Source organism: Asanoa iriomotensis, from assembly GCF_016862515.1.
Lineage (GTDB): Bacteria > Actinomycetota > Actinomycetes > Mycobacteriales > Micromonosporaceae > Asanoa > Asanoa iriomotensis.
Genome location: NZ_BONC01000003.1, coordinates 1 through 24130 on the forward strand (window position 1 = coordinate 1; position 24130 = coordinate 24130).

At 70.3% G+C, this 24130-nt stretch carries 24 protein-coding genes and 1 other RNA gene; 14 read left to right on the forward strand and 11 right to left on the reverse strand.

All coding sequences use genetic code 11. The features are described 5' to 3' along the window. Positions 1–443: 443 nt before the first annotated feature. The 3 genes from Air01nite_RS03145 to Air01nite_RS03155 form a co-directional block, all read right to left on the reverse strand. Positions 444–1004, reverse strand: coding sequence for an Rv3235 family protein (locus tag Air01nite_RS03145; protein WP_203700252.1), 561 nt, complete (start codon positions 1002–1004; stop codon positions 444–446). A gap of 395 nt (positions 1005–1399) precedes the next feature. Further along, positions 1400–1618, reverse strand: a complete 219-nt coding sequence (locus tag Air01nite_RS03150; protein ID WP_203700253.1) for a helix-turn-helix domain-containing protein — start codon at positions 1616–1618, stop codon at positions 1400–1402. A 63-nt stretch (positions 1619–1681) separates the two neighbouring features. Continuing rightward, complete coding sequence (locus tag Air01nite_RS03155) at positions 1682–2173, reverse strand: Lrp/AsnC family transcriptional regulator (RefSeq protein ID WP_203700254.1); 492 nt, start codon at positions 2171–2173, stop codon at positions 1682–1684. Positions 2174–2267: 94 nt separating this feature from the next. On the opposite strand from Air01nite_RS03155, the gene Air01nite_RS03160 reads away from it, so the two are divergent. Both Air01nite_RS03160 and Air01nite_RS03165 read left to right on the forward strand, forming a co-directional pair. After that, positions 2268–2684, forward strand: a complete 417-nt coding sequence (locus Air01nite_RS03160) for a rhodanese-like domain-containing protein (RefSeq protein WP_203700255.1) — start codon at positions 2268–2270, stop codon at positions 2682–2684. 52 nt (positions 2685–2736) lie between these two features. Beyond that, positions 2737–3189, forward strand: a complete 453-nt coding sequence (locus tag Air01nite_RS03165) for a DUF6912 family protein (RefSeq protein ID WP_373310304.1) — start codon at positions 2737–2739, stop codon at positions 3187–3189. On the opposite strand, the gene Air01nite_RS03170 is transcribed toward Air01nite_RS03165, so the two are convergent. Then, positions 3166–4191 (reverse strand): hypothetical protein, encoded by a 1026-nt coding sequence (locus Air01nite_RS03170; protein ID WP_203700257.1) that lies wholly within the window; start codon positions 4189–4191, stop codon positions 3166–3168. The genes Air01nite_RS03165 and Air01nite_RS03170 overlap by 24 nt on opposite strands. Positions 4192–4507: 316 nt before the next feature. Between Air01nite_RS03170 and pruA the strand changes: the two genes are divergently transcribed. Beyond that, positions 4508–6136 (forward strand): L-glutamate gamma-semialdehyde dehydrogenase, encoded by a 1629-nt coding sequence (gene pruA / locus Air01nite_RS03175; protein ID WP_203700258.1) that lies wholly within the window; start codon positions 4508–4510, stop codon positions 6134–6136. Here pruA and Air01nite_RS03180 read toward each other — a convergent pair. Beyond that, positions 6133–8568 (reverse strand): helicase-associated domain-containing protein, encoded by a 2436-nt coding sequence (locus Air01nite_RS03180; protein WP_203700259.1) that lies wholly within the window; start codon positions 8566–8568, stop codon positions 6133–6135. The two genes, pruA and Air01nite_RS03180, sit on opposite strands and share 4 nt — an antisense overlap. 62 nt (positions 8569–8630) lie before the next feature. Between Air01nite_RS03180 and Air01nite_RS03185 the strand changes: the two genes are divergently transcribed. The 9 genes from Air01nite_RS03185 to ssrA all read left to right on the forward strand — a co-directional run bounded on the left by Air01nite_RS03185 (position 8631) and on the right by ssrA (position 17035). Beyond that, positions 8631–9431, forward strand: a complete 801-nt coding sequence (locus tag Air01nite_RS03185) for a tryptophan 2,3-dioxygenase (RefSeq protein ID WP_203700260.1) — start codon at positions 8631–8633, stop codon at positions 9429–9431. A gap of 102 nt (positions 9432–9533) precedes the next feature. Continuing rightward, positions 9534–10814 (forward strand): serine/threonine-protein kinase, encoded by a 1281-nt coding sequence (locus Air01nite_RS03190; protein WP_203700261.1) that lies wholly within the window; start codon positions 9534–9536, stop codon positions 10812–10814. A gap of 144 nt (positions 10815–10958) precedes the next feature. Further along, positions 10959–11474 (forward strand): PadR family transcriptional regulator, encoded by a 516-nt coding sequence (locus Air01nite_RS03195; protein WP_203700262.1) that lies wholly within the window; start codon positions 10959–10961, stop codon positions 11472–11474. Positions 11475–11717: 243 nt separating this feature from the next. After that, on the forward strand, positions 11718–12839 hold the full coding sequence (prfB, locus tag Air01nite_RS03200) for a peptide chain release factor 2 (protein ID WP_203700263.1): 1122 nt from the start codon (positions 11718–11720) through the stop codon (positions 12837–12839). A 134-nt stretch (positions 12840–12973) separates the two neighbouring features. Further along, the gene (gene ftsE / locus Air01nite_RS03205) at positions 12974–13654 is read left to right on the forward strand and encodes a cell division ATP-binding protein FtsE (protein ID WP_089245428.1); all 681 of its coding nucleotides are present in this window, start codon (positions 12974–12976) and stop codon (positions 13652–13654) included. 76 nt (positions 13655–13730) lie between these two features. Beyond that, complete coding sequence (gene ftsX / locus Air01nite_RS03210) at positions 13731–14606, forward strand: permease-like cell division protein FtsX (protein WP_203700264.1); 876 nt, start codon at positions 13731–13733, stop codon at positions 14604–14606. Between the two features lie 148 nt (positions 14607–14754). Further along, the gene (locus Air01nite_RS03215) at positions 14755–16011 is read left to right on the forward strand and encodes a peptidoglycan DD-metalloendopeptidase family protein (protein ID WP_203700265.1); all 1257 of its coding nucleotides are present in this window, start codon (positions 14755–14757) and stop codon (positions 16009–16011) included. An 83-nt stretch (positions 16012–16094) separates the two neighbouring features. Beyond that, positions 16095–16571, forward strand: coding sequence for an SsrA-binding protein SmpB (gene smpB / locus Air01nite_RS03220; protein WP_203700266.1), 477 nt, complete (start codon positions 16095–16097; stop codon positions 16569–16571). A gap of 88 nt (positions 16572–16659) precedes the next feature. Then, positions 16660–17035, forward strand: a transfer-messenger RNA (tmRNA) gene (gene ssrA, locus Air01nite_RS03225). Between the two features lie 95 nt (positions 17036–17130). Here ssrA and Air01nite_RS42035 read toward each other — a convergent pair. The 3 genes from Air01nite_RS42035 to Air01nite_RS03240 form a co-directional block, all read right to left on the reverse strand. Continuing rightward, complete coding sequence (locus Air01nite_RS42035) at positions 17131–18195, reverse strand: lytic polysaccharide monooxygenase auxiliary activity family 9 protein (RefSeq protein ID WP_203700267.1); 1065 nt, start codon at positions 18193–18195, stop codon at positions 17131–17133. A gap of 112 nt (positions 18196–18307) precedes the next feature. Beyond that, a complete protein-coding gene (locus tag Air01nite_RS03235) occupies positions 18308–18688 on the reverse strand; it encodes a hypothetical protein (protein ID WP_203700268.1) in 381 nt (126 codons plus the stop codon). Positions 18689–18830: 142 nt separating this feature from the next. Continuing rightward, positions 18831–19319 (reverse strand): hypothetical protein, encoded by a 489-nt coding sequence (locus tag Air01nite_RS03240; protein ID WP_203700269.1) that lies wholly within the window; start codon positions 19317–19319, stop codon positions 18831–18833. Positions 19320–19421: 102 nt separating this feature from the next. On the opposite strand from Air01nite_RS03240, the gene Air01nite_RS40945 reads away from it, so the two are divergent. Together Air01nite_RS40945 and Air01nite_RS40950 are read left to right on the forward strand one after the other, a co-directional pair. Beyond that, positions 19422–20561 (forward strand): YibE/F family protein, encoded by a 1140-nt coding sequence (locus tag Air01nite_RS40945; protein WP_239090452.1) that lies wholly within the window; start codon positions 19422–19424, stop codon positions 20559–20561. Between the two features lie 103 nt (positions 20562–20664). Continuing rightward, positions 20665–21447, forward strand: coding sequence for a hypothetical protein (locus Air01nite_RS40950; RefSeq protein WP_239090453.1), 783 nt, complete (start codon positions 20665–20667; stop codon positions 21445–21447). Here Air01nite_RS40950 and Air01nite_RS03250 read toward each other — a convergent pair. From Air01nite_RS03250 to Air01nite_RS40955, 3 genes are all read right to left on the reverse strand, one after another. Continuing rightward, positions 21444–21746 carry a hypothetical protein gene (locus Air01nite_RS03250; protein WP_203700270.1) on the reverse strand — a complete coding sequence of 101 codons (303 nt, stop codon included), beginning with the start codon at positions 21744–21746 and terminating at the stop codon, positions 21444–21446. The two genes, Air01nite_RS40950 and Air01nite_RS03250, sit on opposite strands and share 4 nt — an antisense overlap. A 31-nt stretch (positions 21747–21777) precedes the next feature. Beyond that, positions 21778–22227: a hypothetical protein gene (locus tag Air01nite_RS03255; RefSeq protein WP_203700271.1), complete on the reverse strand. Its 450-nt coding sequence runs from the start codon at positions 22225–22227 to the stop codon at positions 21778–21780. A gap of 278 nt (positions 22228–22505) precedes the next feature. Further along, positions 22506–24077: a glucuronyl esterase domain-containing protein gene (locus Air01nite_RS40955; RefSeq protein ID WP_239090454.1), complete on the reverse strand. Its 1572-nt coding sequence runs from the start codon at positions 24075–24077 to the stop codon at positions 22506–22508. Positions 24078–24130: the final 53 nt, after the last annotated feature.

The window sequence follows — 24130 nt, forward strand, 5'->3', positions numbered from 1 at the left end:
CCAGGCGCCGACCCACGGCCGACCAGGGCCGAGCCGGGCTGACCCGGGGCCGACCTGGGCCGGGCTGGCTAATCGACGACGATCCCAAGGGTGGGAGCGGCCCGGGGTGTGTTGCTTCGTTGGGGTATTCGGGTCGAACGTTCGTGGTCTGTGCGCGTTATGCCATGGCTGTATGGATCGGGACGCCCTCACCTCCGTTCGTTGTCCCGATAACCCTGGAATTGATCATCTAGTCCGTGCGTCGCGCGGCCGCCGCAGTCGTCGCCCATGCCGCAAAACCCGCGCGTGCCCGTCCTGGCGGTCCGCTTTGTTGGCGAGCGGCGCTCGGCCCAGATCGCGCGCTCGCTTGTCGACGAGCCCCAGCAGGCGCCGGATCCGGCCGGCGATCGCTGGAGCCCCAGAGCGCCCACCGGCGTGCCCGGCCTGGTGGACGCTCCGGGGAGCTAGAGGACCTGGAGCACAGTGCCCAGCCACGTTGTGGTGGTGTGTTCCAGGCGGAACGCCATCGCCCACGTCCGGGCATCGGTGCCGAGCGCGGCGGCCGCCTCGACGACGCCCGGTGCCGGCTCGCTGATGTGTAGTCGGCGTAGCCTCACCAGCTCCTGCCGTTGTTGACGCTGGGGCGCGATCGGTTGGCCCGGCATGCGACGCAGCGCGTCGAAGAGTTGCTCGATCAGCGTGTGGGCGATGGCCGGCACGCACAGCGACCGTACGTGCCCCACCGGGCGGTAGCCGTTGAGGATCTCCAGGCATGCCCGGGTGAAGCGGCTCGCGGCTCGGTGAGCGTCGGGCGACGGCATCAGCCGGGGCTCGGGCACCGGGCCGGCGTTGGGTGGAGCCGGCGGGCGGGTCAGGGCCGCGAAGTCGAAGGCGAGTTGGCCGGTCGCCTCGGTGTCGGGCTCGTCGGTGCGCGGCAAGCCGATCGGCGGGTAGCTGCCGCGGGTCACCGTGCGCTTTGGGTGGGGTGATCGCCGGATCAGCGAGGCGCCGCTGTCGTGGACCACCTGGTAAGGCGAAGCCGCGGACGGTGGGTCGGACCAGCGGCCGGTCGCCCGGCCACGGCCGCTGCCGACGGCGACCCGATGGCGCCGGTGGGCCGGTGCCGCTGTCGCGGATCGGTCGACGCTGACGATGGCCGGAAACCGGCCGACGAAGGGTGGGGTAGTCGGCCATCCCGTGCCCGTCGGGCGCGGTGCTGGCCGGGTGGTTGTGGGCAGAGACGGGAGCGTGGCGGGCGACATCGAGCGGCCTCCCAAGTGGCGGGCCTGCAGACAAAGAATCTTGCGTTTGCTTTCGTTTGCCTTCGACCACACCAGTTTGGAGACGCGACGGGACCACCGTCAATGCCACTCAATGAAACTGGCACGTCACTCTGCGCCAGATGCGGGGATGTCGCGCCCTACTTGTCGGTCAGCGGGTTCGTGCGTACCCAGTCCGCTGTCTCCGTGTATTTGCGCGCGATGTATTCCTCGAGCTTGACCCGCTCCACCCGCCACTGCCCGCGCCCGCCGATCTTGATTGCGGGCAGTTCTCCGCTGCGGACCATGTGGTAGACCTGCGAGTCCGAGACGGCCAACTCGGCCGCCACCTCGGACAACTCCAGGAATCTGGCCCCCACGGACGGTCACCCCTACTTCGGCTCGGTTGCCTCAGTTTGCCATCGACTGCCTTGGGGCAGCACCTATCCCTCGGCCCCGGGGCCAGCCGGTGGGCGCGCCGCGGCGGCCGACAGGTCGCGGCCCGGCAGCGGGCTCGAATAGACCACGCTGGTCGTCACCGCGCCCAGGCCCGCGATCCGGCCGGCCACCGTCTCCAGATGCCGCATCGAGCGCGCCACCACCTTGAGCACGAAACAGTCCTCGCCGGTCACGTGATGCGCCTCGATGATCTCCGGAGTGCTGTCGAGCAGCGCGTAGAACGGCTGGTAGTTGCCCGTCGGATAGCGCAACCGGACGAAAGCCATGATGGTCAGACCCACCACGGCAGGGGGTACGACCGCGCGATAGCCGGCGACCACCCCCAACTCCTCGAGCCGCCGCACCCGCTCCGCGACAGCGCTCGGCGACATCGCCACCGCGCGCGCCAGTTCCGCGTAGGACGCCCGACCCGTGGACTGCAGTGAAGCGAGCAACCGCCAGTCAGTCGCATCCAGCACCGGTGATTCAACGGCCATCACAGCAGACTACCGCCGAATCAACGACGGATCAACGCAAGCACCGTGGACAGCCTATTCAGCAAACGAAAGAGCCCGAATAGCGTCAACAGCCATGAACGCAGAAGAGTTCTTCGCCGCCAAGCTGGCCTTCCAGACCGACGTCTCCGACGTGCACAGCGCGGACGAGGACAGCTTCACCCTCGTCGACACCAGGGACCTCGCCTCCTGGCGCCAGGGCCACATCCCGCAGGCCGTCCACCTACCGCGCCGGATGATCCCGCTGCACGCAGCCAGCCGACTCGATAAGACCAAGCCCGTCGTCGTCTACTGCTGGGGCCCGGGCTGCGACGGCGCCACCAAGGCCGCCCACGAGCTGGCCCGCCGCGGCTACCAGGTCAAAGAGATGATCGGCGGCATCGAGTACTGGATCCGCGAAGGCTTCCCGGTCGTCACCGACGACGGCGTTGTCACCCGCCCGGCAGACCCGTTGACCGCGCCGCTGGCGGCCAGCACCGGCGGCAGTGTATGAACGTCCGGTGCCAGACGCTCTGATCCGGGTCTACCTGCCGGCGACGCTGCCCATGCTCGCCGCCCTCCGCAACGAGGGCCTGACCGTCGCCGCCGCGCACGCGGTCACCGCAGACCTGCGGGAGTGGTACGCGGAGGGCGACGAGGAAGAGCTGGAATACATCGCGTTCACCCGCGCCGCCCAGAGCGCCCTGCGCCTCCTGCGGCAGGACAAGACGGCACCCCGCCGCCGGGTCGTCGTCTCAGCCGATCTGGGGCGCCAGGCCGTCCAGCGGGTCGACGCCGAGCTCGGCTCCAGCATGGTCAAGCTCACCGGCCCCGTGCCGCTGCAGGCCGTCGCGGCGATCCACGTCGACAGCGCCGACGCCGAGCCGGACGTCGCCGCGGCCGCCGATCAGGTCGAGGAGGCCCAGGCCGGCGACCCCGACGCGCAGTTCACCGTCGACAGCGCCGAGGACCACGAGCTCGAGTGGTACGACGTGTCAGAGCTGGACACGCTTCTTTGACGGCAGCGTGCGCCCGAAGGCGATCGTCGTCGTCAGCGCACCCACGAAGAACACGATCAGGGTGTACGTGAGCCGGTCCGCGTCGACATGGGCCCGGAACGCCCGGTCGAAGTCGCTCAGCGCCGCCACCGCGTCGAGCACCTGGGCGCCGCCGATCCGGGTGACCGCCTCGGTGACCAGCAGCGTGATGCCCACGCCGGCGCCGGTCACCATGTAGAACGGCCACCGCAGGGCACCACCCTCGGTGGTGTCCCGCCGGGTCACCCGGCGCAGGTAGAAGTACGGCACCAGCCCGGCCACCAGCCCGGCGACGATCGCGGCCAGCGTGCTCGATCCGGAGATCACCCCGAAGTCGAGGTAGTTGAGCACGAACTGCACCGCGAACACCGTGAGCGCGCCGGACAGCACCGCCGCGATCACCGAGGTCGGCCGCAGGCCCGCCAGGGCGCCGCCGACCACCGAAGCCGCCGCGATCGTCGCGGCCAGCACCCGGCTGCCCGGGCCGTCGTACCCGGCGATGACACCGAGCGCACCCAGCAGACCGACCGCGATGCTGGTGACCAGCGCGCCCGCCCACCTGGTCGACGCGGCCGGCGTCCAGCCGGCGCGGGCGATCAGGTTGACCGCGACCAGCGCGGCGGCGGCACCCGCGACCAGGCTCGCCGACACCACCGTGGGCAGCGAGATGGCCGCGGAGGCGATCGCCACGGCATCGGTCACCGAGGTCGAGATCTCCCGTTGCAGCACCCAGAGCGTCGTGCCGAACCAGGCCAGCGCGAGCAGCGCGAGGAGGCCGGCGCCAGGTGCGGGGATCATTTCAGTGGTACGGGCGGTCGGCCGCGACGAGATCCGTACCGGCGAATCTTCTTCGTCTTCATCCGGCTCGACGGGCTCGACGGGGTCGGGCTCCGGCTTCCGCTGCCCGACCACGGCCGGTTTCTCGTCCTCCGCCGGGGGCGGCGAGTCGGGTTCGGTGCCCACAGCCCCGGTGCGCTCGCTCATGCTCGTGCCTCGCTTCGCGAGCCCCGGCATGACCGCAACGCACTGAGCCAGCCGCGCTCGCTGCGCTCGCTCATAGTCTCCCCTTCGGTCGGCTCGACCCCGGTCCGCTCGACGCCCCAGCGTACGCGGACCCTCTGAACGCCTCCGGGCGCGGGCGCGGAGCGGTGGCCACACCCCCGGACGTGCGAATATGGCATGTGGTCCCACCACCGTGACGCCGGCACCCGCCGGTGGCCACGGCCGTGCGCCCGGTTGACCGCCCGGCACCGGTGGGCCCGATGTCGCCAAAGCCGTCGAGATCGGTCAGGAGCCGAAGATGGACGCCGTGTTCACCACCCCCGAGCCCCGCAACGAGCCGGTGCGCGACTACGCGCCTGGCAGCGCCGAGCGCGACAGCCTCCAGCGCCGCCTCGCCGAGTTGGCGGCCGACCGGGCCGAGCTGACCATGACGATCGACGGCGAGCAGCGCATGGGCGCCGGCGACGCCATCGACGTCGTGCAGCCACACCGGCACCGACATGTGCTGGGGGTCACCCACAACGCATCCAACGCCGACGCGCAGGCGGCGGTGACGGCTGCGAAGGCGGCGGCACCCATGTGGCGGAGCCTCCCCTACGAGGATCGGGCAGCGATCTTCCTGCGCGCGGCCGACCTGCTGGCCGGCCCCTGGCGCGACACGCTCAACGCGGCGACCATGCTCGGCCAGTCCAAGACGTCCTACCAGGCGGAGATCGACGCGGCCTGCGAGCTGATCGACTTCCTGCGGTTCAACGTGCACTTCGGCCGCAACCTGCTGGCCGACCAGCCGCGCAGCTCCAACGGGGTGTGGAACCGGTTCGACCACCGCCCGCTCGAGGGCTTCGTCTACGCGATCACGCCGTTCAACTTCACCGCGATCGCCGGCAACCTGCCCACCGCGCCGGCCCTGATGGGCAACACGGTGATCTGGAAGCCCTCGCCGACCCAGCAGTTCGCGGCGCACTTCACGATGCGCCTGTTCGAGGCGGCCGGCCTGCCGCCCGGCGTGATCAACATGGTGACTGGCGACGGCCTGGCCGTCTCGGAGGTCGCGCTCGCCGACCCCGACCTGGCCGGCATCCACTTCACCGGCTCGACGCCGACCTTCCGCCACCTCTGGCACCAGGTCGGCAGCAACCTCGACCGCTACCGGGGCTACCCGCGGCTGGTCGGCGAGACCGGCGGCAAGGACTTCGTGATCGCGCACACCAGCGCCGACGTCGACGCGCTGCACACCGCGCTGATCCGGGGTGCGTTCGAGTTCCAGGGCCAGAAGTGCTCGGCCGCGTCCCGCGCGTACATCCCGCGGTCGATCTGGGAGGGCGGCCTGCGCGACCGGCTGGCGGCGACCGCCGACGGCCTCGCCTACGGCGACGTCACCGACTTCACCAACTTCGGCGGCGCGGTGATCGACGCCCGGGCGTTCGCCAAGCACGCCGGCGCCCTCGACCGGATCAAGAACTCGGCCGCCTGCACCGTGCTCGCCGGCGGCACCGCCGACGACAGCGAGGGCTGGTTCGTCCGCCCGACCGTCGTCGAGGCGTCGGACCCGACCCACGAGGTGTTCACCACCGAATACTTCGGCCCGATCCTCGGCGTGCACGTCTTCGACGACGCCCGCTTCGACGAGGTGGTCGCACAGGCCGAGGGCATCGCACCGTACGCGCTGACCGGGTCGATCTTCGCGGACGACCGCCGGGTCGTGGACAAGGTCTCCGCGGTGCTCCGGTACGCGGCCGGCAACTTCTACATCAACGACAAGCCGACCGGTGCCGTGGTCGGCCAGCAGCCGTTCGGCGGCGCGCGGGCCAGCGGCACCAACGACAAGGCTGGCTCCTGGCACAACCTGATCCGCTGGACCAGCCCACGGACGATCAAGGAGACCTTCGTCCCGCCGACCGACCACCGCTACCCGCACATGGGCTAAGCGGGCCGCACGCGCTCGATTCGGTTCAGGCCGAAGACGCGTTCGTCCTCGCGCAGCCGGCACCAGGCGACCATCCGCTTGCCGTCGAGCTCCAGCGGCTCGACGACCCGGCTGGAGAAGTCGCCGCCGGCTGTGCGGTAGTCGATGGTCACCGGCCCGCCGACCACGATCGCGTAGACGAGCAGCTCGCGTTCCCGGGCCTCGAGCTGCGGGGTGTGCCGCCGGACCTCGGTGGCCACCGCCGCGGCGGGGTCGGGATCCGCCTCCACGGTGCCGGCGGGTGGCACCAGCCACAACATCGGCCGTGCGGTCGGCTCCTCCGGCACCGCGCCGTCCGCGCCGCCGGCGGCCACGAGCCGGGGTCGGGCGGCGATGCCCTGGTCGAGCAGCCGCTCCGCCAGCTCGTCCAGGTCGCCGGCCGGCCTGCTCCGGGCCGCCGGCACCGGCCCGGGCCGGCGGCGTGGGGTCGCCCGGACCCTGGTCGCCCGCCGCACCGTCGGCGCACCTGTCGCGTCCTCGCCGGCCGGGGAGTAGCCCGCCGCGCGCAGCGCGTCGAGCGTCTCGTCCGCGGGCCGCGGGCTGGTCAGGATCGTCGGTGACAATGCGGCGAGGCCGAGCCCGCGCAACGGCCGAGCGCTCAACAACTCCGCGGCCAGCGCCGGGTTCTCGGTGTGCAGCACGCAGCCGACCGCCCGCACCCGGACCTGCCCGTGCTGCCGTCCGGCGTCCTCGATCAGGTATTCCAGCACCTGCGGGAGCTTGCCGTCCGCGGCCACGATCCGCAGTGCCTCCAGCAGCGTTTCGGCGGTGAACCCAGCCTCCAGCGCCGCCCGCACCGAGTCGGGCGTGAACCTCCAGCTGGCCGCGTTGCCGTCGGCGGCCGTCCGCTCCGCCGCCGCGTCCAGCAGCATCGCCAGCGGCGCCGCCGGCAGCCCCGGCACGAGCACGGTCAGATCCGCCTCGAAGATCGCCTCGGCCACCGCGTCAGGCAGCAGTCCGGCGCCCGCGACCGCGACGGTGCCGGGCGCGTCGACCAGCGCCCGGCCGATCGCGCTGAGTGCGCCGTGCGCCACCACGCCCAGCAGCCGCGCCTCCCGCAGCGTGCCCTCGACGAGCGGATCCGGCGCCGGCGGCAGCAGCACCGGCAACCGCCAGCGCAGTGCGGCCGCTACCCCGTCGGCGTCGGCGAGCCGCCCGTCGTCGGCGCTCGCGGCCGCTGCCGCGCCCCGGCCGGCCGGCAGCTCGCCGAGCAGGCGCAGCAGGCCCGGGCGGCAGTCCAGCACCGGCGCCCAGGCCAGGTCCGGCAGCAGCGCCGCGAGCTGGGGTCCGCCGGCGGGCCGGCCGGCAGCGGTGGACACGGTCGGCAGGGTCAGCCAGGTGGTGACCAGGGTTGCGAGCCGCTCGGCGGGGCTGCCGGCGCGCCACTCGTCAGCCGCGGCTGTCGGCGCGATGGTCTCGTCGACCAGGCCCAGCAGCCCAGCGGCGTACCCGATCTCGAGCCAGAGCCGGACCTCGGTCTCGTCGGCACCGGTCAGCTTCGCCGCCCGGCGCAGCTCGCGCGCGCCGACCCCGCCGGACCGCAGGAAGGCCAATGGCGCGCGCTCGGTCAGGTCGAGGAGCGCCCCGACGCGCTGCACCGCGCGGGTTCCGGCGGCCACGGCCTCGCGGTCGACCGCCGCGGCCGGCGCGAGGTTGACGGCCAGGACGGGCGGGCGCGGGTCGAACGAAGCGTGCCAACCGGCGCCGCGCAGAGTCATCGCCACCTCGCGCGGCATGGTCGCCCGGCGCCAGCCGTCGGGGAGCACCAGGCCGCGCTCCAGCGCCCAGCCGAGCGCGCGGCCAGGCAGCTCCACGGCGGGTCCGTGGTGGGCCAGCCGGTCGAGCCGCTCCCGGGTGTCGGCGGGCGCGGTTTCGATCGCATCGCGTACGCGTAGCGGGTCAGCCAGCACCGTGGCCACCGCCGCGCGGTCGAGCCGAACCCGCCAGCTCGCCGCGATCCCGGCCAGCCGGTCTCCGTCGATCACTTCCAGCAGCGCGGCCGCCGGCGGGCCGAGCCGGAGCGGGAACTCGAACTCCGACCACAGCGGCTCGGCCATCCGCAGGGCACCGGTCTCGTCGGCCCAGACCAGCGCCAGCTCGGCCAGCCCGGCCAGCGCGGCGGTCAGGTCCGGGTCGTGCTCGGAGCGGTCGAGCAGGTCGGCCAGCCGCTCGGGCCGGACGCTCGGGCCACCGAGGCCGGCGAGCGCCTCGACCACCTGGGCCTGCGGCAGCGGCACTGTGGACAGCGCGGCCGCGACCGAGCCGTCCTTCTCCAGGCGGCCCGCGAGGGATTCGAGATCGGCGACCGGCAGCACGTCGCGGCGGCGGCGCAGGACCGCGGCGAGCTCGTCGGACGGACGGAGGGCCAACCAGCTCAGCAACGCGGACGCCACGGGCAGTCAGCCTGCTCCACCCACTCCCGCAGGTCAAACACCAGGGGTTTAACGTGCGGAGGGTGACCGAAGAGATCCTTCACGACGCGCATTTCGGTGAGCAGGGCGGCCGCCTCACCTACGGCGCCTACCTGCACCTGCCGGAGCTGCTGGACCAGCAGGTGCCGGAGTCCTCGCCGCCCGCACACGACGAGTTGCTGTTCATCACGATCCATCAGGTGTACGAGCTGTGGTTCAAGCTCCTCCTCTCGGAGCTGACCGACGCCCGTGACCGGATGCTGGCCGGGGAGGCCTACCTGCCCCGGGTGCGGCTGGAGCGCTGCCTGGTGGTGGAGCGCGTCCTGGTCAACCAGGTCGACGTGATCGACACGATGACACCGCAGGACTTCCTCGCCTTCCGCAACAAGCTGGCGCCCGCCTCCGGCTTCCAGTCGGCGCAGTTCCGGGAGATCGAGTTCCTGTCCGGTGCCAAGGACCCGGGATATCTGCGGCGGTTCAAGGGGCTGGCCGACGACGACCGGGCCCGGCTGCAGGCGCGGCTCGACGAGCCGAGCCTCTGGGACGGCTTCCTGGCGGCGCTGGCCAAGGCGGACTTCGACGTGTCGACCTCCGACGCGCGGTTCGCGGCGTACGCGGCGATCGCCAACGACCGGGAACGCTACGGCCAGCTCTGGGACCTGGCCGAGGCGTTGGTCGCGCACGACCAGGCGTTCTCGCTGTGGCGGGCGCGGCACGTGCTGATGGCCGAACGGCAGATCGGCACCAAGCCCGGCACCGGTGGGTCGGCCGGCGGCGCGTACCTGCGCTCGCGGATCGAGATGCGTTTCTATCCGGAGTTGTGGGAGCTGCGCAGCCGGCTCTGAAGTTTGGAAGCCAGCGCTGATTCCTGGGTTCGTGCCAAGCCTTTCTCGCGTTCACGTTCGGCCCTCTCCGCGCGCCTAGCTTTGGCCGCGGGGAGGTCGGCCATGGCGGAGCGGTACGAGCGCGGCGAGGAGATCGCCCGGGGTGCGGTCGGCGCCGTCTGGCGCGCGGTCGACCGCCAGACCGGCGAGCCGGTGGCGGTCAAGGTGTTGCGGCCCGAGGCGGCCGCCGAGCCCGAACTGGTCGCCGGCTTCGCCGCCGAAGCGGAGATCCTCGCGGCGCTCGACCACCCCGGAATCGTCGGGCTGCGTGGCACGACCATGGTCGACGGCGCGCCCGGGCTCGTGCTGGATCTGGTCGAGGGCGAGGACCTGCGGCACCGGCTGCGGCGCGACGGGCCGGTGCCGCCCGCGATCGCGGCGCACATCGCGGCACAGGTGGCCGACGCGCTCGCCTATCTGCACGGCCGGGGCGTCGTGCACGGCGACATCAAGCCGGCGAACCTGCTCGTGCCCGCCGACGGGGGGCGGGTACGGGTGGCGGACTTCGGCGTGGCGCGGCGGCTCGGCGCGGGCCGGCCCGCGGTCATCCACGCCACGCCGGAGTACGTCGCGCCCGAGGTGGTCGCTGGAGAACCCGCCGGACCCGGCGCCGACGTGTACGCGCTCGGCATCGTCCTCTACGAGTTGCTCACCGGCCGCAGCCCTTACCGTGGCGGTCAACCGACACAGGTGCTCGCCCGGCACACGACGTGCACTCCCGTACCACCGCCGGGCCTGCCCGCCGTGGTGTGGCCGGTCATCGAGGACTGCCTAGCCACGGCGCCGGATCAGCGCCCGGCGGCCGGTCTGCTCGCCGCCCGGCTGCGCGGCCTCGAACCGGCGCTGGACGGTGCACCCACGCTCGCGCCGCTCGGCGGGGATCAGGTCACGTGGTGGCCGCGCCCCGGCCGGCCGACGGTGGCCCGCGCACCGGTGGCGTGGGTGCCGCTGCGCGCCGCGCCCGTGTCGCCCGCGTCCGCGTACGCCGGCGGTCTCGTCGCGATCCCTCTCGCGGGACTGGCGCGATCCGGACCGACCCCTGTGGAGCCTGGGCCGGACCTCCACCGGCGTGTCGCGCTGTTCGGTGGAGGCGTGGCGGTGGTCACGCTCGTGGTGGTCGCCGCGGTCGCGCTGATCGGCGGCCGCGGGGCCTCCGCACCGGATGCCGGACCCGAAGGACGCTCACCGACCGTCGTCTCACAGACCACTGTGCCCACTGGTCCCAGCGCTCCCACCAGCACCGCGACCGCGCAACCGGATGTCGGGGAGGCCCTCGTACCACCCGACCTGGGGCCTCTGCCCGGTATCGGGGATCTCATGCCTTCCATGCCTCCCACGACATGATCAAGGCTTTTGCAGTCGATACGGCCCGCCTGGCTCCATTGTCCTCAGCAGACTGTCTGTCCAAGACAGTGCATTGTGGAGACGCTCCGTTTTTGATCAGCGGAAATCCTGGACGAGGGGGCGTTGAAGTGCGACCTTTGAGGTATGGCGGATAATGACATCAATCCCACGGCGGCCGCACTGCTCGGTCTGCTCCACGAAGGACCGATGACCGGCGGGCAGCTGATGGCGTCCGCCGAGCGTCGGCTCGGCCCTTACTGGTCGATGACCCGCAGCCAGGTCTACCGCGAGTTGCCGGCGCTGGCTGACCACGGCTACGTCCGGCTCGGCAAGCCCGGTCCCCGTTCCAGCCAGCCCTACGCGATCACCGCGTCGGGCAAGCGGGCCTTCTCCCGCTGGCTCGGCGAGACCCCGGGCCGCGACGCGGTGCGCAACCCGACCGCGCTTCGCGTGGCGTTCGGCCAGCAGCACTCCGGCGGTCAGCTCAAGGAGCTCTACAGCAACGCGAACGCCTACCACACGTCCGCGCTCGCCTCGGCTCGCGAGCAGGCCCGCGAAGCGAAGAAGGAAGGCGACGCCTACGGCGCCGCGGCCCTGGACTTCGCGATCAACTACCACAAGGCCGCTCTTAGCTGGCTGAAGAGCGCCCCGGCTAAGTAGCTGGGCTCACTCGCTCCGCAGCGCTGAGTTGCTGGCTCGCTCGCTCCGCAGCGCCTAGAAGCTCGCGCGGCGCGGCACCGTCCGACCCTTGCTTCGCTCGGTCGGACGGCACCGCGCCGCGCGAGCGCGCTGCTCCGCTCCCTCGCGTGGCCAGGCGCCGCTGTCGGCTGGGGTGGTCCCGCCGGTTTGCGCATCCCCAGCGCGGCGCGAGGTTATCGGTGGTCAGCGCTATTGTTTACTGTTGTGACCGCTGCCGATTACTCCGACCAGCTCAAGACTCTCGATGCCACCCTGCGCAACATCGAGGCCGTGCTCGACCTCGACAAGCTGCGCCGGGACAAGGCTGACCTGGAAGAGCAGGCATCGGCACCCGACCTGTGGGACGACCAGGCCCGGGCGCAGGCGGTCACCTCCAAGCTCTCCCACGTCAACAGCGAGATCGACCGGCTGGCGGGGCTCCGCGGCCGGCTCGACGACGCCCACGTGCTCCTGGAGCTGGCCGAGGACGAGTCCGACCCGTCGGCGCTCGCCGAGGTCGGTTCGGAGGTGGCCGCGCTGCACAAGGCGGTCGAGGAGATGGAGGTCCGGACCCTGCTCTCCGGTGAGTACGACTCCCGGGAGGCGCTGGTCGCGATCCGCGCCGGCGCGGGCGGGGTGGACGCCGCCGACTTCGCCGAGATGCTGCTCCGGATGTACCTGCGCTGGGCCGAGCGGCACAACTACGCGACCGAGGTCTACGACACCTCGTACGCGGAAGAGGCGGGTCTCAAGTCGGCGACCTTCGCCGTGAAGGCTCCTTATGCCTACGGCACCCTGAGCGTCGAGTCCGGCACCCACCGGTTGGTCCGGATCAGCCCGTTCGACAACCAGGGCCGTCGGCAGACCAGCTTCGCCGGCGTCGAGGTGCTGCCGGTGACCGAGACGACGGACCACATCGACATCCCCGAGAACGACATCCGGGTCGACGTCTACCGGTCGTCCGGTCCGGGCGGCCAGAGCGTCAACACCACGGACTCCGCCGTCCGGATCACCCACATCCCGACCGGCATCGTGGTCACCTGCCAGAACGAGAAGTCGCAGCTCCAGAACAAGGCGTCGGCGCTGCGGGTGCTCCAGTCCCGGCTGCTGGAGCGCAAGCGCCAGGAAGAGCAGGCCAAGCTGGACGGTCTCAAGACCGACGCGGCCGGCTCCTGGGGCGACCAGATGCGCTCCTACGTCCTCCACCCGTATCAGATGGTGAAAGATCTACGAACCGAGGAGGAGACGGGCAACCCGTCGTCCGTCTTCGACGGTGAGATCGACGAGTTCATCGAGGCCGGGATCCGTTGGCGCAAACAGCGCGAGTTGGAGTCCGATCCCGCGTAGCCCGTTATTTTCCGTAACGCTGCGTGTGCGTATCCGTCTAATGTGTGGAATAAATTTCGGCCTTTCCGGCAATACGGGCACCATGGGTGCCTGGAGGCTTGGAGTTTTCGTTACACCGCGTAGACTCCTGACCCGTGATTCAGCTCGAGCACGTGACCAAGACCTACCCGAAGGCTTCGCGGCCCTCGCTTGACGAGGTCTCCGTCGGGATCGAGAAGGGCGAGTTCGTCTTCTTCATCGGCCCTTCGGGTTCCGGCAAGTCGACGATCATCAAGCTGCTGCTGCACGAGGTCACCCCCAACCGTGGTCGTGTGCACGTCAACGGCCGCGACGTGACGGCGATGCGGTCGTGGAAGATCCCGGCCTTCCGTCGGCAGATCGGCTGCGTGTTCCAGGACTTCCGCCTGCTGCCCAACCGCACCGCCTACGAGAACGTGGCCTTCGCCCTCGAGGTCATCGGCAAGACCAAGGCCGTCGCCCGGCGCGTCGTGCCCGAGGTCCTCGAGCTGGTCGGCCTGGGCGGCAAGGAGCACCGCTACCCCCACGAGCTGTCCGGTGGTGAGCAGCAGCGCGTCGCGGTGGCGCGCGCGTTCGTCAACCGGCCGCTGATCCTGCTGGCCGACGAGCCGACCGGAAACCTCGACCCCGACACGTCGATCGAGATCATGCGGTTGCTCGACCGGATCAACCGGACCGGCACGACGGTCGTGATGGTCACCCACGACTCCAACATCGTCAACCAGATGCGCCGGCGCGTCATCGAGATCGAGAGTGGTCGCATCGTCCGCGACCAGGCCCGAGGCGTTTACGGCTGAGGCGCGACCCCCCATCGCGCACATCGCCACCCGGCAAGTCGGTTAGTCCAGCGGAGCTCCGGAAGGAATCCCCCCGATGCGGTTGAAGTACGTCATGTCCGAGGTGATGGTCGGACTGTGGCGCAACGTGACGATGACCGTCGCCATGATCATCACGATGGCTGTTTCGTTGTTCATGCTCGGCGCCAGTGGCCTGATCTACACGCAGGTCAAGGACATGAAGGCGTACTACTACGACAAGATCGAAGTCGCCATCTTCCTCAAGCCCGAGATCACCGACGAGCAGCGCAGTGCCCTCGAAGGCGCGCTCAAGAGCGACCCCATGGTCCGCGAGGTCATCTACGAGTCCAAGGACGAGGCGTTCACCAAGTTCCAGTCGATGTTCGCCGACGTGCCGGCGGTCGTCGACGCGGTGAAGCCGGGCCAACTGCCCGAGTCCTTCCGCGTCGGCCTGGTCAACCCCGAGCAGTACCAACAGGTCCGTGAGGCCTATGTGGGCAAGGACGGCGTCGACCAGATCATCGACCAGCGGAACCTGCTCGAAAAGATCTTCAACATCCTCGGCTCGGTGCAGACCGGCGCGCTGGTGGCGGCCAGCGTGATGGCGATCGCGGCCTTGTTGCTGGTCGGCAACACGATCCAGGTCGCGGCCTACAGCAAACGCCGAGAAGTCGCCGTCATGAAGCTCGTCGGTGCGTCCAACTGGTTCATCCAGGCGCCATTCGTGCTGGAGGCGGTGGTCGCCGGCTTGATCGGCGCGATCTTGGGCTTCGGTCTGCTGGCGGTCGGCAAGATAGTGCTGCTCGACGGCTCGTTGCAGGACCTCACCGACCTGTTGACGCCGCTGTCCTGGGGCAAGGTGTTGATCATGCTGCCGCTGATGGCCCTGGCCGGCACCGTGGTCAGTTCGGTCACCGCATGGGTCACGCTCCGCTTCTACCTGCGGGTCTAGCTACCCCACGGGTACGCGCGAGGCGCCCGTCACGCCGCGAGAGCGGCGTGGCGGGCGCTGTGTTATGTGACGCTTGTTCTTGGGAATCCCCTTTGCGCCTTATGTCTCGTGGGTACCGTCAAGTCCACGTGCGGGTGAAGGGTGCGAGATGTACTCCGATCGCAGGAAGAGGGGAAAGCTGGCGGCGATCCTGCTGGCCGTGGCCCTGGTGGCCACCATCCAGCCGGCGGGCGCCGCGCGAGCTGACCCGAGGGACGACAAGAAGCGGATCGACGCCGAGGTGGCCAAGGCGTCGTCGATCCTCGAAGGTGCCACGGAGCGGGCCCAGGCCGCGGTGCGCCAGCTCGCCACGGCGAACGCGAAGATGCCGGCCGCGGAAGAGCTGGTGATCGAGAGCAAGGGCCAGGTCGTCGCCGCGCAGGTGCAGTGGGAGACGGCGCAACACAAGGCGGACGAGGCCCAGGCGGCCGTGGTCGACGCGCAGCAGCGGTTCGGGGCGGCCGACCGGGAACGCCGGGCCGCCCAGGACCGGATCGGGGAGCTCGCCTCCTCGGCGTACAAGGGTGCCGGGATCGCCAACTTCAACCTCGTGCTGAACGCGGAGAACCCCACCGAGGCGCTCTACCGGCTGCGGTTCGTCGATCGCGTGGTCACCGACCAGCAGCGGATGGTGGGCAGCTACCTCGACGCACTGGCGGTGGCGCGCCGCGAGGAGAACAACGCCACCGTGGCCCGGGCCGCGGCCGACGAGGCGATGCTGGCCGCGGACGGTGCGCTCGACGCGGCGTCGGACGCGCAGGACCAGGCCGAGGACGCGGTGCGGGAGGTCGCCGAGCTCGTACGCCAGAAGGAAGAGGCGCTCAGCGTCGCCGAGGAGGAGCGTGCGGCCAGCCTGGACAAGTACGAGGAGGCCAAGGCCGAGGCGGCGCGCATCACGGCGGCGCTGAAGGCGTGGGAGGCCAAGCAGCGGGCGGCGGCCGCGGCGAGGCTGTCGGCCGGGAAGCTGCTGACGCCGGTGCAGGGTTACAAGTCGAGCGACTTCGGCAACCGGTACGACCCGTACTACCACGTCTGGCAGCTCCACGCCGGGGTCGACCTGGCCGCTGCCGGCGGGACACCGATCCGGGCCGCGGCCGCCGGCAAGGTGATCATGGCTGGCTGGAACGGTGGCTACGGCAACTACACCTGCATCAGCCACGGCAAATACCAGGGGAAGTCCATGTCGACCTGCTACGGGCACCAGTCGGCGATCCTGGTCCGCGCGGGGGAGAACGTCGGCCGCGGCGAGATCATCGGGCGGGTCGGCACCACCGGCGCGTCCACCGGTTATCACCTGCACTTCGAGGTCCGGTTGAACGGTGATCCGGTGCAGCCGCTGTCGTTCATGCGGCCCTGTCTCTGCTAGGCCGCACGGGCCCTAACCCAGGTGTCGGCGGGACGCGTGCCGGGTAGCATTGCACAGTTGTCCGAGCGAAAGAGGTCAAGGTCGTGCCGCGGGAAAAGGGCCGCAAGGTCGTGTCGTCGAATCGCCGGGCCCGGCACGACTACACCATCCTCGACACCTACGAGGCGGGGATGGCGCTGACCGGCACCGAGGTCAAGTCGCTGCGCGCGGGCCGGGCGTCACTGGTCGACGCGTTCGCGCAGGAGAAGGGCCGCGAGATCTATCTCTACGGGATGCACATCCCGGAATACACGCAGGGCACGTGGACCAACCACGAGCCGCGGCGCACCCGCAAGCTGCTGCTCAACCGGCTCGAGATCGACCGGCTGCTGGGCAAGCTCAAGGACGACGGTGTGACCCTGGTGCCGCTGTCGGTCTACTTCAACGACGGCTGGGCCAAGGTCGAGCTGGGCCTGGCGCGCGGCAAGAAGTCCTACGACAAGCGACAGGATCTGGCCAAGCGCGACGCCGACCGCGAGATCCAGCGCGCGGCCGGCCGCCGAGGCAAAGGCATGTCGTGATTTGTCCGCTCCTGAGCGGTTCCGACCTCGGGAAGAATCAGGTGGCGGGGCACGTTAATCTGTAGTGGCTGCGGCAGGCGCAGCACGAGGGGGTGACTGGTTTCGACTTCGTCCGTTGCGACAGGGGAAGCGAGCCGAGGAAGCCAACGTCGTCTCGAAAATCGGTCGTTGGAAACCAATAAGCGCCAAGCAGAATCGCGCTCAGTTCGCCCTCGCCGCCTGAGGCGGGTAGCGAACTTGTCGGCCTGGGAACGCCTTCGTCCCAGCTAGCCGGCATCAGCTAGAAGGCTGGCCAACCGGCCCCGGTCGCGGGGGCCGCGCGGCGAGATAAATCAGCGACTGGGCCCGTCTCACCGACTCGCTCGTGTGATCGGTGGGGCCGAGTAAGGACACAGCGAGCTGCGCTCGGAGAAGCCCTGACAAGACGCCGAAGGACCCGGGTTCGATTCCCGGCACCTCCACAAGTGGTTGGGTGGCCCCTGCCCGCGGGAAGCGCGGGCCGGGGCCACTTGTCATATCTGCTCCGGGGGCCGAGCCCCCGGAAACCCCGCGACCGTCGTTACGTTGCTGTGCACGTGAGTGTGGGTGTGCTGTGGGTGCCTGAGCCCAGTAGGCCGAAGGTGGTGCTTTGGGCTGCGGCCACTGAGCCGTTGTACGTGGCGTTGCGGATTGTTGCTGTGGAGCCGTTGGTTGTGGCTGTGCCGTTCCAGACTTGGGCTACCTGTTGGCCGCTGGGGTATGTGAGTGTGACTGTCCAGCCTGCTATTGCTGTGGAGCCTGCGGTTACTCGGATGTCTGCTTGGAAGCCGCCTGTCCACGAGCCCACCAAGGTGTACGTCGCTGTGCAGGCGCGGGTGCCTGTCGGTGGGTTGGTCGGCGGGTTTGTGGGTGGGTTTGTGGGTGGGTTGGTCGGGGGGTTTGTTGGTGGGTTTGTTGGTGGGTTTGTGGGGGTGCCGCCGAAGTTGACGTCGCTGCAGAAGTAGTAGGACTGGTCCATGTGGCTCGCCTGCCAGATTGTGTAGAACATTGCCCGGCCTGTGCGGCCTGGGACGTTTACTGGTAGGTCGATTTGGACGCCCTGTGCTGCCGGTTGCCACTGGCTGGCGGGGGTGTTGCCGATTTGGGTTACCAGGGTCAGGTCGCTCCAGCGCAGCGGTTGGGTGGTGGGGTCGTAGCCGGCTCGGGTTACGTACACCCTGATGTAGTCGGCTCCGTGGCTGGCCTGGTCGTTGAGGCGTAGGGACAGTGAGGTTCCTACGTTTGTGGCTCGCCAGTTGCCTACTGTGTCCATTGAGTTGTAGCGGCCGCCTTCGGCTCGGCCGCCGCTGCAGAGTTGGCCGTCCGGGATGTTCGCCTGGTGGTTGCCCGCTAGGTTTTCGCGGTACAGGCCGTTCCAGTTCCACATGGCGTTCGGGTTTGCCTGCCAGGCCTGCCAGCACATCGGGTCTTCGGTGGCCATTGCTGGGTCCTGGAAGCGGGAACCCCAGCGTTCCCAGCAGCCGTAGTTGCGCGATGCGGGGTTGACGATGCTGCCGTGTGCGGACGCCGGTGAGGAAGGTACGAGGACGACGATGACGGCGGCCAGCGCGATCAGTGGGGCCGCCAGGAGTCGGGCGAAGCGCATGAGAGCTCCAGAGTCGAGGACGGAAGCCGCCCTCGCTTCCGTGTCGCTACAACGCTCCCGCCGCGGCGCGCCCAGCCTGCCACGAGACATGCACCAAAGTCAATGAAGCGGTTCAGCCCGGGCAGTCGGTCAGCCGGCGGGATCCGGCGTCCCGCCAGGCCCGTTCGAGCTCTTGGCCGACCTCCTCGTCGTAGAGCGCCGGTGGGCTCGACTTGCTGAGAATCAGAAGACCGCGGTCGCCGACCCGCCACGGCGGTGCCCCGGACTCGGTCGCCCGATCGTCGGCGAGGAAGTCGACGGTTCTTGAGCTGGACTCCGGCGTCAGCCAGCGATCGGGCTCCAGCACGACGCGCAGCTGGCCGCCTTCGGGCGTCACGGTCGCGACCTGCCCCCATGCGGCCGAGTCGGCGCAGCCGACGACCCCGTCCGCCGAGAGGCTTTCCTGCGGTTGCTGTGCCGTGCACCCCACGGCGACGGCCAGCGCGAGAGTCACGTGCGCGACCTCAGCCGCCCGGCAAGAACGGTATCTGCCGGGCGACCGCGCTGCGGAAGTCACTGTCGACACGATCTGCCTCGCCTTTCGGTAGGCCTGCTTGGTGGTGGTGCGGACCTCAGTTCGCCGTGTTTGGGGTCTGTCAGTCGGGTAGCACCAGGGCCGGTGCCAGTGCGACCGCGACGAAGCGGATCGTGCGGCCGGTCAGGCAGAGGAGGCTGAAAACCGAGACGGGCATGGGTGTACGGGCGACGTAGACGGTGGTCGCGAGCAGTGGCGGGATGCCGGCGACCGCGCTCGCGAACAGCATGGCGGCGGCGTAGCGCGGGCGGTCCAGGAGGGCGACCAGGGCCGCCATCCGGTCGCGGAACGCCGATCGGTGGGTCGGGCCGCGTTGCCGGTCGACGATGCGGCGCAGCCATGAGCCCCGCAGCAGGCCCCGGGTGGCCAGCAGGATGACGACCTTGCCGGCGGTCTGACCGAGGGCGGCGGCCAGGCCGGCCGGCACCGGAGCGGCGTTGCTCGTCGCGACTACGCCCACCAGGTATGCCTCGACCGGTGTGAACGGCTGGAACGCCGAGGCGAAGCCGATCGCCGCGACCCCGATCAGGCTGACGGCGTCGGCGCTCATGCCACCTATGGCGACACGGCCGCCGGTCGCGGGTCAACCCCACGGGCGGCCGTCACCCGCATCTGGACCGGACACTCGGATAAATCCGACATACTCGACGGCATGGCGCACGCGCACGGACCGGTCGGCCCGGCGCCGCGGCGTACCCGGCTGATCATGGCCGCGATCCTGGTCCCGCTCGCCGTGTTGACGGGGATCGGGCTCGCCGTGCTGTGGCCGTACACCGGACCACAGACCATCGCCACCAACCAGCCGGCGCGGCTCGACGCGACGGTGACCGCCGTGCAGCCGGAGCCGTGCCAGCAGCGCGCGTCGCGCCAGTGCGGCAGCGTGACGGTGCGGCTGACGAGCGGCCCGCAGGCGGGCCAGACGGTGACGGCGACGATCCCGGAAGGACCGGGCTCACCGGTGGTCGACGTCGGCGACAAGATCGTCGTGGCGGAGAACGTGGCGCCGGGCGGACCACCGCAGTACGCCGTGCTCGACCACCAGCGCAGCCTGCAACTCTGGGTGCTGCTGGGCATCTTCGCCCTGGTGATCATCGCGTTCGGTCGCTGGCGCGGCGTGGCGGCGCTGATCGGGCTCGGGGTCAGCTTCGCGATCCTGCTGACGTTCATCCTGCCCGCGATCGCGGTCGGCAAGCCGCCGCTGCTGATCGCCATCGTCGGCTCGTCCGCGATCATGTTCATGGTCCTCTACCTGACGCACGGCTTCAGCGTGCAGACGTCGGTCGCGGTCCTCGGCACGCTGGTGAGCCTGACCCTGACCGGCGGCCTCGCGGTGGCGGCCACCTCGGCCCTGCATCTCACCGGTTTCGGCAGCGAGGACACGGGCCTGCTGGCGGTCTTCCTCGGCGACGTCGACCCACGCGGCCTGCTGCTGGCCGGCATCGTGATCGGCACGCTCGGCGTCCTCGACGACGTCACGGTCACCCAGGCGGCGACGGTCGGCGAACTGGCCGAGGCGAATCGATCACTGGGCGCGAAGGCCCTCTACCGCGCCGCCACCCGGATCGGTCGAGCGCACATCGCCTCGACGGTCAACACCATCGTCCTGGCGTACGCGGGCGCGTCCCTGCCGTTGCTCCTCCTCGTGATCATCGGCGGCCAGTCGGCGTCGACGGTCCTCACGAGCGAGTTCATCGTCGACGAGATCGTCCGCAGCGTGGTCGGCACGATCGGCCTGGTAGCCGCGGTCCCGGTCACCACGGGCCTGGCTGCGCTGGTGACCGCGCAGCGCTAGCCTGTGGGGCATCGACGACGAGCTGCTCGATTGGCTGCTCGACGGCGACCCGGCGGTCCGCTGGCGCGTCCTGCGCGACCTGACGGACGCCGCCGAGCCGGTGGTGACGCGGGAACGTGCCCGGGTCGCCACCGAAGGCTGGGGCGCCCGCCTGCTGACGGAGCAGTCACCGGACGGCAACTGGGGCGGCGGGGTCTACACACCGAAGTGGACGTCCACGACGTACACCCTCTTGCATCTGCTCTGGTTGGGCCTGCCGGCAGGCCACCCGGCGGCGCTGCGCGGCTGCGGGCGGCTATGGGAGTGGGCCGACCGCCGACGGGTGTCGGAGACGTGCATCGTGTCGATGTTCGCGCGAGTGTCGTGCGCGTTCGGCTTCCGGACGCCGCGGGTGACGGAGGCGATCGACTTCCTGCTAGCGGAGCAACAACACGACGGCGGCTGGAACTGCGCGTCCCGCGGCGACCGCACGAAACACAGCTCGTTCCACACGTCGGTGATGGCCCTGGAGGCGCTGGCGGCCGCGGACCAAGCGGACGCCCTCGCGTCCCAGCGGGGCCGGGAGTTCTTCCTGAACCACCGCCTGTTCCGCGCACACCGCACGGGCGAGATCGCGATCCGCGCCAGCACCCGCTTCCCGGCGTTCCCGGAGTGGCACTTCGACGTGCTCCGCGGCCTGGAACTCTTCGCGGCCACGGCCACGCCAGGCGACGAACGCCTGACTGACGCGATCGACCTGATCCAGGCGGCGCGCCGCGCCGACGGCCGCTGGCCGCGCTACCAGCAATACCCGGGCCCGCAATGGTTCGCTTTGGAGCCCCCGGGCCCAAGCCGCTGGACCACGACCCGGGCCCTCCACATCCTCACCTGGTGGGCGAACGGCTAATCGTCCGGCGGCACGATCCGGAAGTTCGGCACGACCACTCGGCGGTCTGCCTCAGGAAGGTCCGGAGATAGGACCGTGGCGCCATCGGGGATCGGCGCGCGGGAAATCGCGATGCCCCAATGACACGCGTCGCACCACAGCGAGGCGAAACCAACCCCGCCCCACCCGGTGAAGATCAGTCGCAGCCGGTGCTGCCCACAGTTGGGACAGGCCACGTCGGCCGATCCGGGCAACGCCTCGTAGAGCGCTTCATACGCATCGAGCCATTGCTCGTACGTGGCCGTCTGCCGTTCGGTCATGACCTGCTCCCGAATGATCTGTTCGCCGGGTTCAGCGGGTGGCTGTCCCACCATCGTTGCTCGGCCGCATACGCGTCCCGTTCCATGGCCAGAACCTCGGCCTCAGTGCGCGGATAAGGCGTTCCGGTCCGAGCTGGCCGACGTGGTAACGCTCGTGGTAGAGCGTACGGGCCATTTCCTGCTCGTTGGAGAACGCGTTCCGCGCCAAGACGATCTGCTGCCTGCTGTTGGTGAAGCCGAAATAGCCGACCGCGCGGTCACGGACGTGGATGGGGACGCCAGCTAGATCGACTCCGTAGCGCCGGCCGACGGCGTAGGCGGTCTCCGGCTTGATGGGGGACAGCCGAGGCCCCGGAAGCTGGCCCCTCGGCCGACCACGGCTGTGCAGACGCGGGTCGGTGGTGGTGCCCCGAGGCCGCCGTCGCGATTTGTGAAGGAAGCCGAGGGCGGCCCGGATGATCGAGCCGCGGCCCTTCGCCATAGACGCATCCTAGGATTTCGATGTCCTCCGTGCCGCCCGGAACCAGCCCACCGCGCGGTCGCAGACGTGGAAGGGGAGGCCAGCTAGTAGCGCCGGCCTACGGCGTAGGTGGTCTCCGGCTTGATGGGGACAGTCGCGGCCTCTGGAAGCTGGCCCCTCGGCCGACCACCGCTTTGCAGACGCGGGTCAGCCCTGCTGCCCTGCGGCCCTCTCCCAATGCCCGAACGCGGCGAGCCCCGGCTCGCCGCGTTCTAGAAGGCCATCGTGGCGGGCGCGTCCTATCGAGCCGTGCAGGACGGTGACAGGCCCGATCCGACTCCCGTGCCTTGGAAGCCGAACTCCGTTGACTGTCCAGGTGCGACGGAGCCGTTGTAGGCGACGTTTGTGAACTGGACCGCACCCGAATTCCCCGTGCGGTTCGCGTTCCAGGCGCTGGTGATTGTCGCGCCGGACGCCAGCGTCAGGGCGACCGTCCAGCCGTTCAGCGCCTGCGAGCCGGCCGCTACGCGGATCGTCGCCACGAAGCCCCCTGTCCACTGGTTGACCGAGACCGTCGACGTGCAACCGGGGCCGGCGGGCGGCGGCGTCGTCGGACCGCCAGTGGGTGGGGGTGTGGTCGGGCCGCCGTCAGAGAGGGTTGGGGTCTGCCAGTCGCGCCACTCCGACAGGTTTCCCGCCTTGCGGCTTGAGATTCGGAACGTGCCCGCGGTGTTTCCGGTCTTCAGTAGGAACTTCTGGATGTTCTGCTGCAAGGGGGTGCGCCATTCCGGCCGCGACGCGCAGTGCGTGCCGTCCGCTACGTCCGACCAGTACGTGATGTTGTCGCCCGCGCCCAGCGCCTTGTAGACCTCCGCGCCACCCAGTGCCGAAACGCTGCCCGAGCGGGCCGCCAGCCAGTCCACGTGTGGGTTCTCCATGATGAACAAGCCCCGTGGCGCGACCATCGCGACCACCTCGTGCATGTCGACCGGCAGTGTGTTCGGGCTGCCCGTGAACGCGCTGAACGCGTCGCCCAGCCACGGCTGCTCGCCGTAGGCGCTGCTCAGCGGTTGCGCACCCGGCTCGCCCGGCAGGCCGCGCAGGATCGGCACGCCCGCGCTGCCCGACTCGATCGGCATCGTCAGTGCGATCCGTTGGTCGAAGGCGCCGACCGCGAACGCGCCCTTTCCATACCGGGAACATCCCGTGACGCCGAGAGCGTCCGCCCGCAGGAGAGAGCCGCCCGACTGTTCGACGACGTCGATGATCCGGCTCGCGCCCCACGCCCAGGCCGCGAGCAGCCCCGTGCTGCTCGTCGCGCCGTAGATCGTGTAGAACGCGCCCTGCTTGTTGTTGCGCGGCGTCCCCTCACGCCCCACCGCCAGCGGGTCGTAGGTGATCACCGCGGCGCCAGAAGCTCGGATCGTCGCCGTGTCCGCGCCGAAACCGCCCACCACGATCACCGCCGGGAACGGACCTGTGCCGCTCGGCAGTTGGACACCCGCCGAGAAGCTGGCTGTACGCCCGTTCTGCGTGACGTTCACCGTGATGCCGCTGCTCGACACCGTGCCCGTGACGCTCGCCGGCTTGGCGGGCTTGTCGCCGTAGATGTGGCGTTCCGCCAGTTCCTTGATCTCGGCCCGCCGGCACCGCCAGTCAGACTTCGACGTGATGCGGGTGCCGTCGACCTTCCGGAACGGATCCGGAAGCCGTGGGTTGGCGGTCAACGCTCCCGTGCCAGGCACCGGGCAGCCGGCGCCATCGTCCTCGACGGCCGCCGCGGCGGGCGACGCGCCCAGCGTCACCGCCACCACGCTCCCGGCGGACGCGACCAGCGCGGTCAACACCACGATCACCCAACGTCTGACCACCTGAGCTCTCCTTCCGCGGGGGACGGCGACCTCAAGCAATCGATGACCACAGA

What these genes read in the sequence shown, in the direction of transcription:
- Air01nite_RS03155 (WP_203700254.1), bottom strand. Translation starts at nt 2,173, where the DNA reads ATGGCCGTTGAATCACCGGTGCTGGATGCGACTGACTGGCGGTTGCTC.
- Air01nite_RS03160 (WP_203700255.1), top strand. Translation starts at nt 2,268, where the DNA reads ATGAACGCAGAAGAGTTCTTCGCCGCCAAGCTGGCCTTCCAGACCGAC.
- Air01nite_RS03165 (WP_373310304.1), top strand. Translation starts at nt 2,737, where the DNA reads ATGCTCGCCGCCCTCCGCAACGAGGGCCTGACCGTCGCCGCCGCGCAC.
- Air01nite_RS03170 (WP_203700257.1), bottom strand. Translation starts at nt 4,191, where the DNA reads ATGAGCGAGCGCACCGGGGCTGTGGGCACCGAACCCGACTCGCCGCCC.
- pruA (WP_203700258.1), top strand. Translation starts at nt 4,508, where the DNA reads ATGGACGCCGTGTTCACCACCCCCGAGCCCCGCAACGAGCCGGTGCGC.
- Air01nite_RS03190 (WP_203700261.1), top strand. Translation starts at nt 9,534, where the DNA reads ATGGCGGAGCGGTACGAGCGCGGCGAGGAGATCGCCCGGGGTGCGGTC.
- Air01nite_RS03195 (WP_203700262.1), top strand. Translation starts at nt 10,959, where the DNA reads ATGGCGGATAATGACATCAATCCCACGGCGGCCGCACTGCTCGGTCTG.
- ftsX (WP_203700264.1), top strand. Translation starts at nt 13,731, where the DNA reads ATGCGGTTGAAGTACGTCATGTCCGAGGTGATGGTCGGACTGTGGCGC.
- Air01nite_RS03215 (WP_203700265.1), top strand. Translation starts at nt 14,755, where the DNA reads ATGTACTCCGATCGCAGGAAGAGGGGAAAGCTGGCGGCGATCCTGCTG.
- Air01nite_RS42035 (WP_203700267.1), bottom strand. Translation starts at nt 18,195, where the DNA reads ATGCGCTTCGCCCGACTCCTGGCGGCCCCACTGATCGCGCTGGCCGCC.
- Air01nite_RS03240 (WP_203700269.1), bottom strand. Translation starts at nt 19,319, where the DNA reads ATGAGCGCCGACGCCGTCAGCCTGATCGGGGTCGCGGCGATCGGCTTC.
- Air01nite_RS40945 (WP_239090452.1), top strand. Translation starts at nt 19,422, where the DNA reads ATGGCGCACGCGCACGGACCGGTCGGCCCGGCGCCGCGGCGTACCCGG.
- Air01nite_RS03250 (WP_203700270.1), bottom strand. Translation starts at nt 21,746, where the DNA reads ATGACCGAACGGCAGACGGCCACGTACGAGCAATGGCTCGATGCGTAT.
- Air01nite_RS03255 (WP_203700271.1), bottom strand. Translation starts at nt 22,227, where the DNA reads ATGGCGAAGGGCCGCGGCTCGATCATCCGGGCCGCCCTCGGCTTCCTT.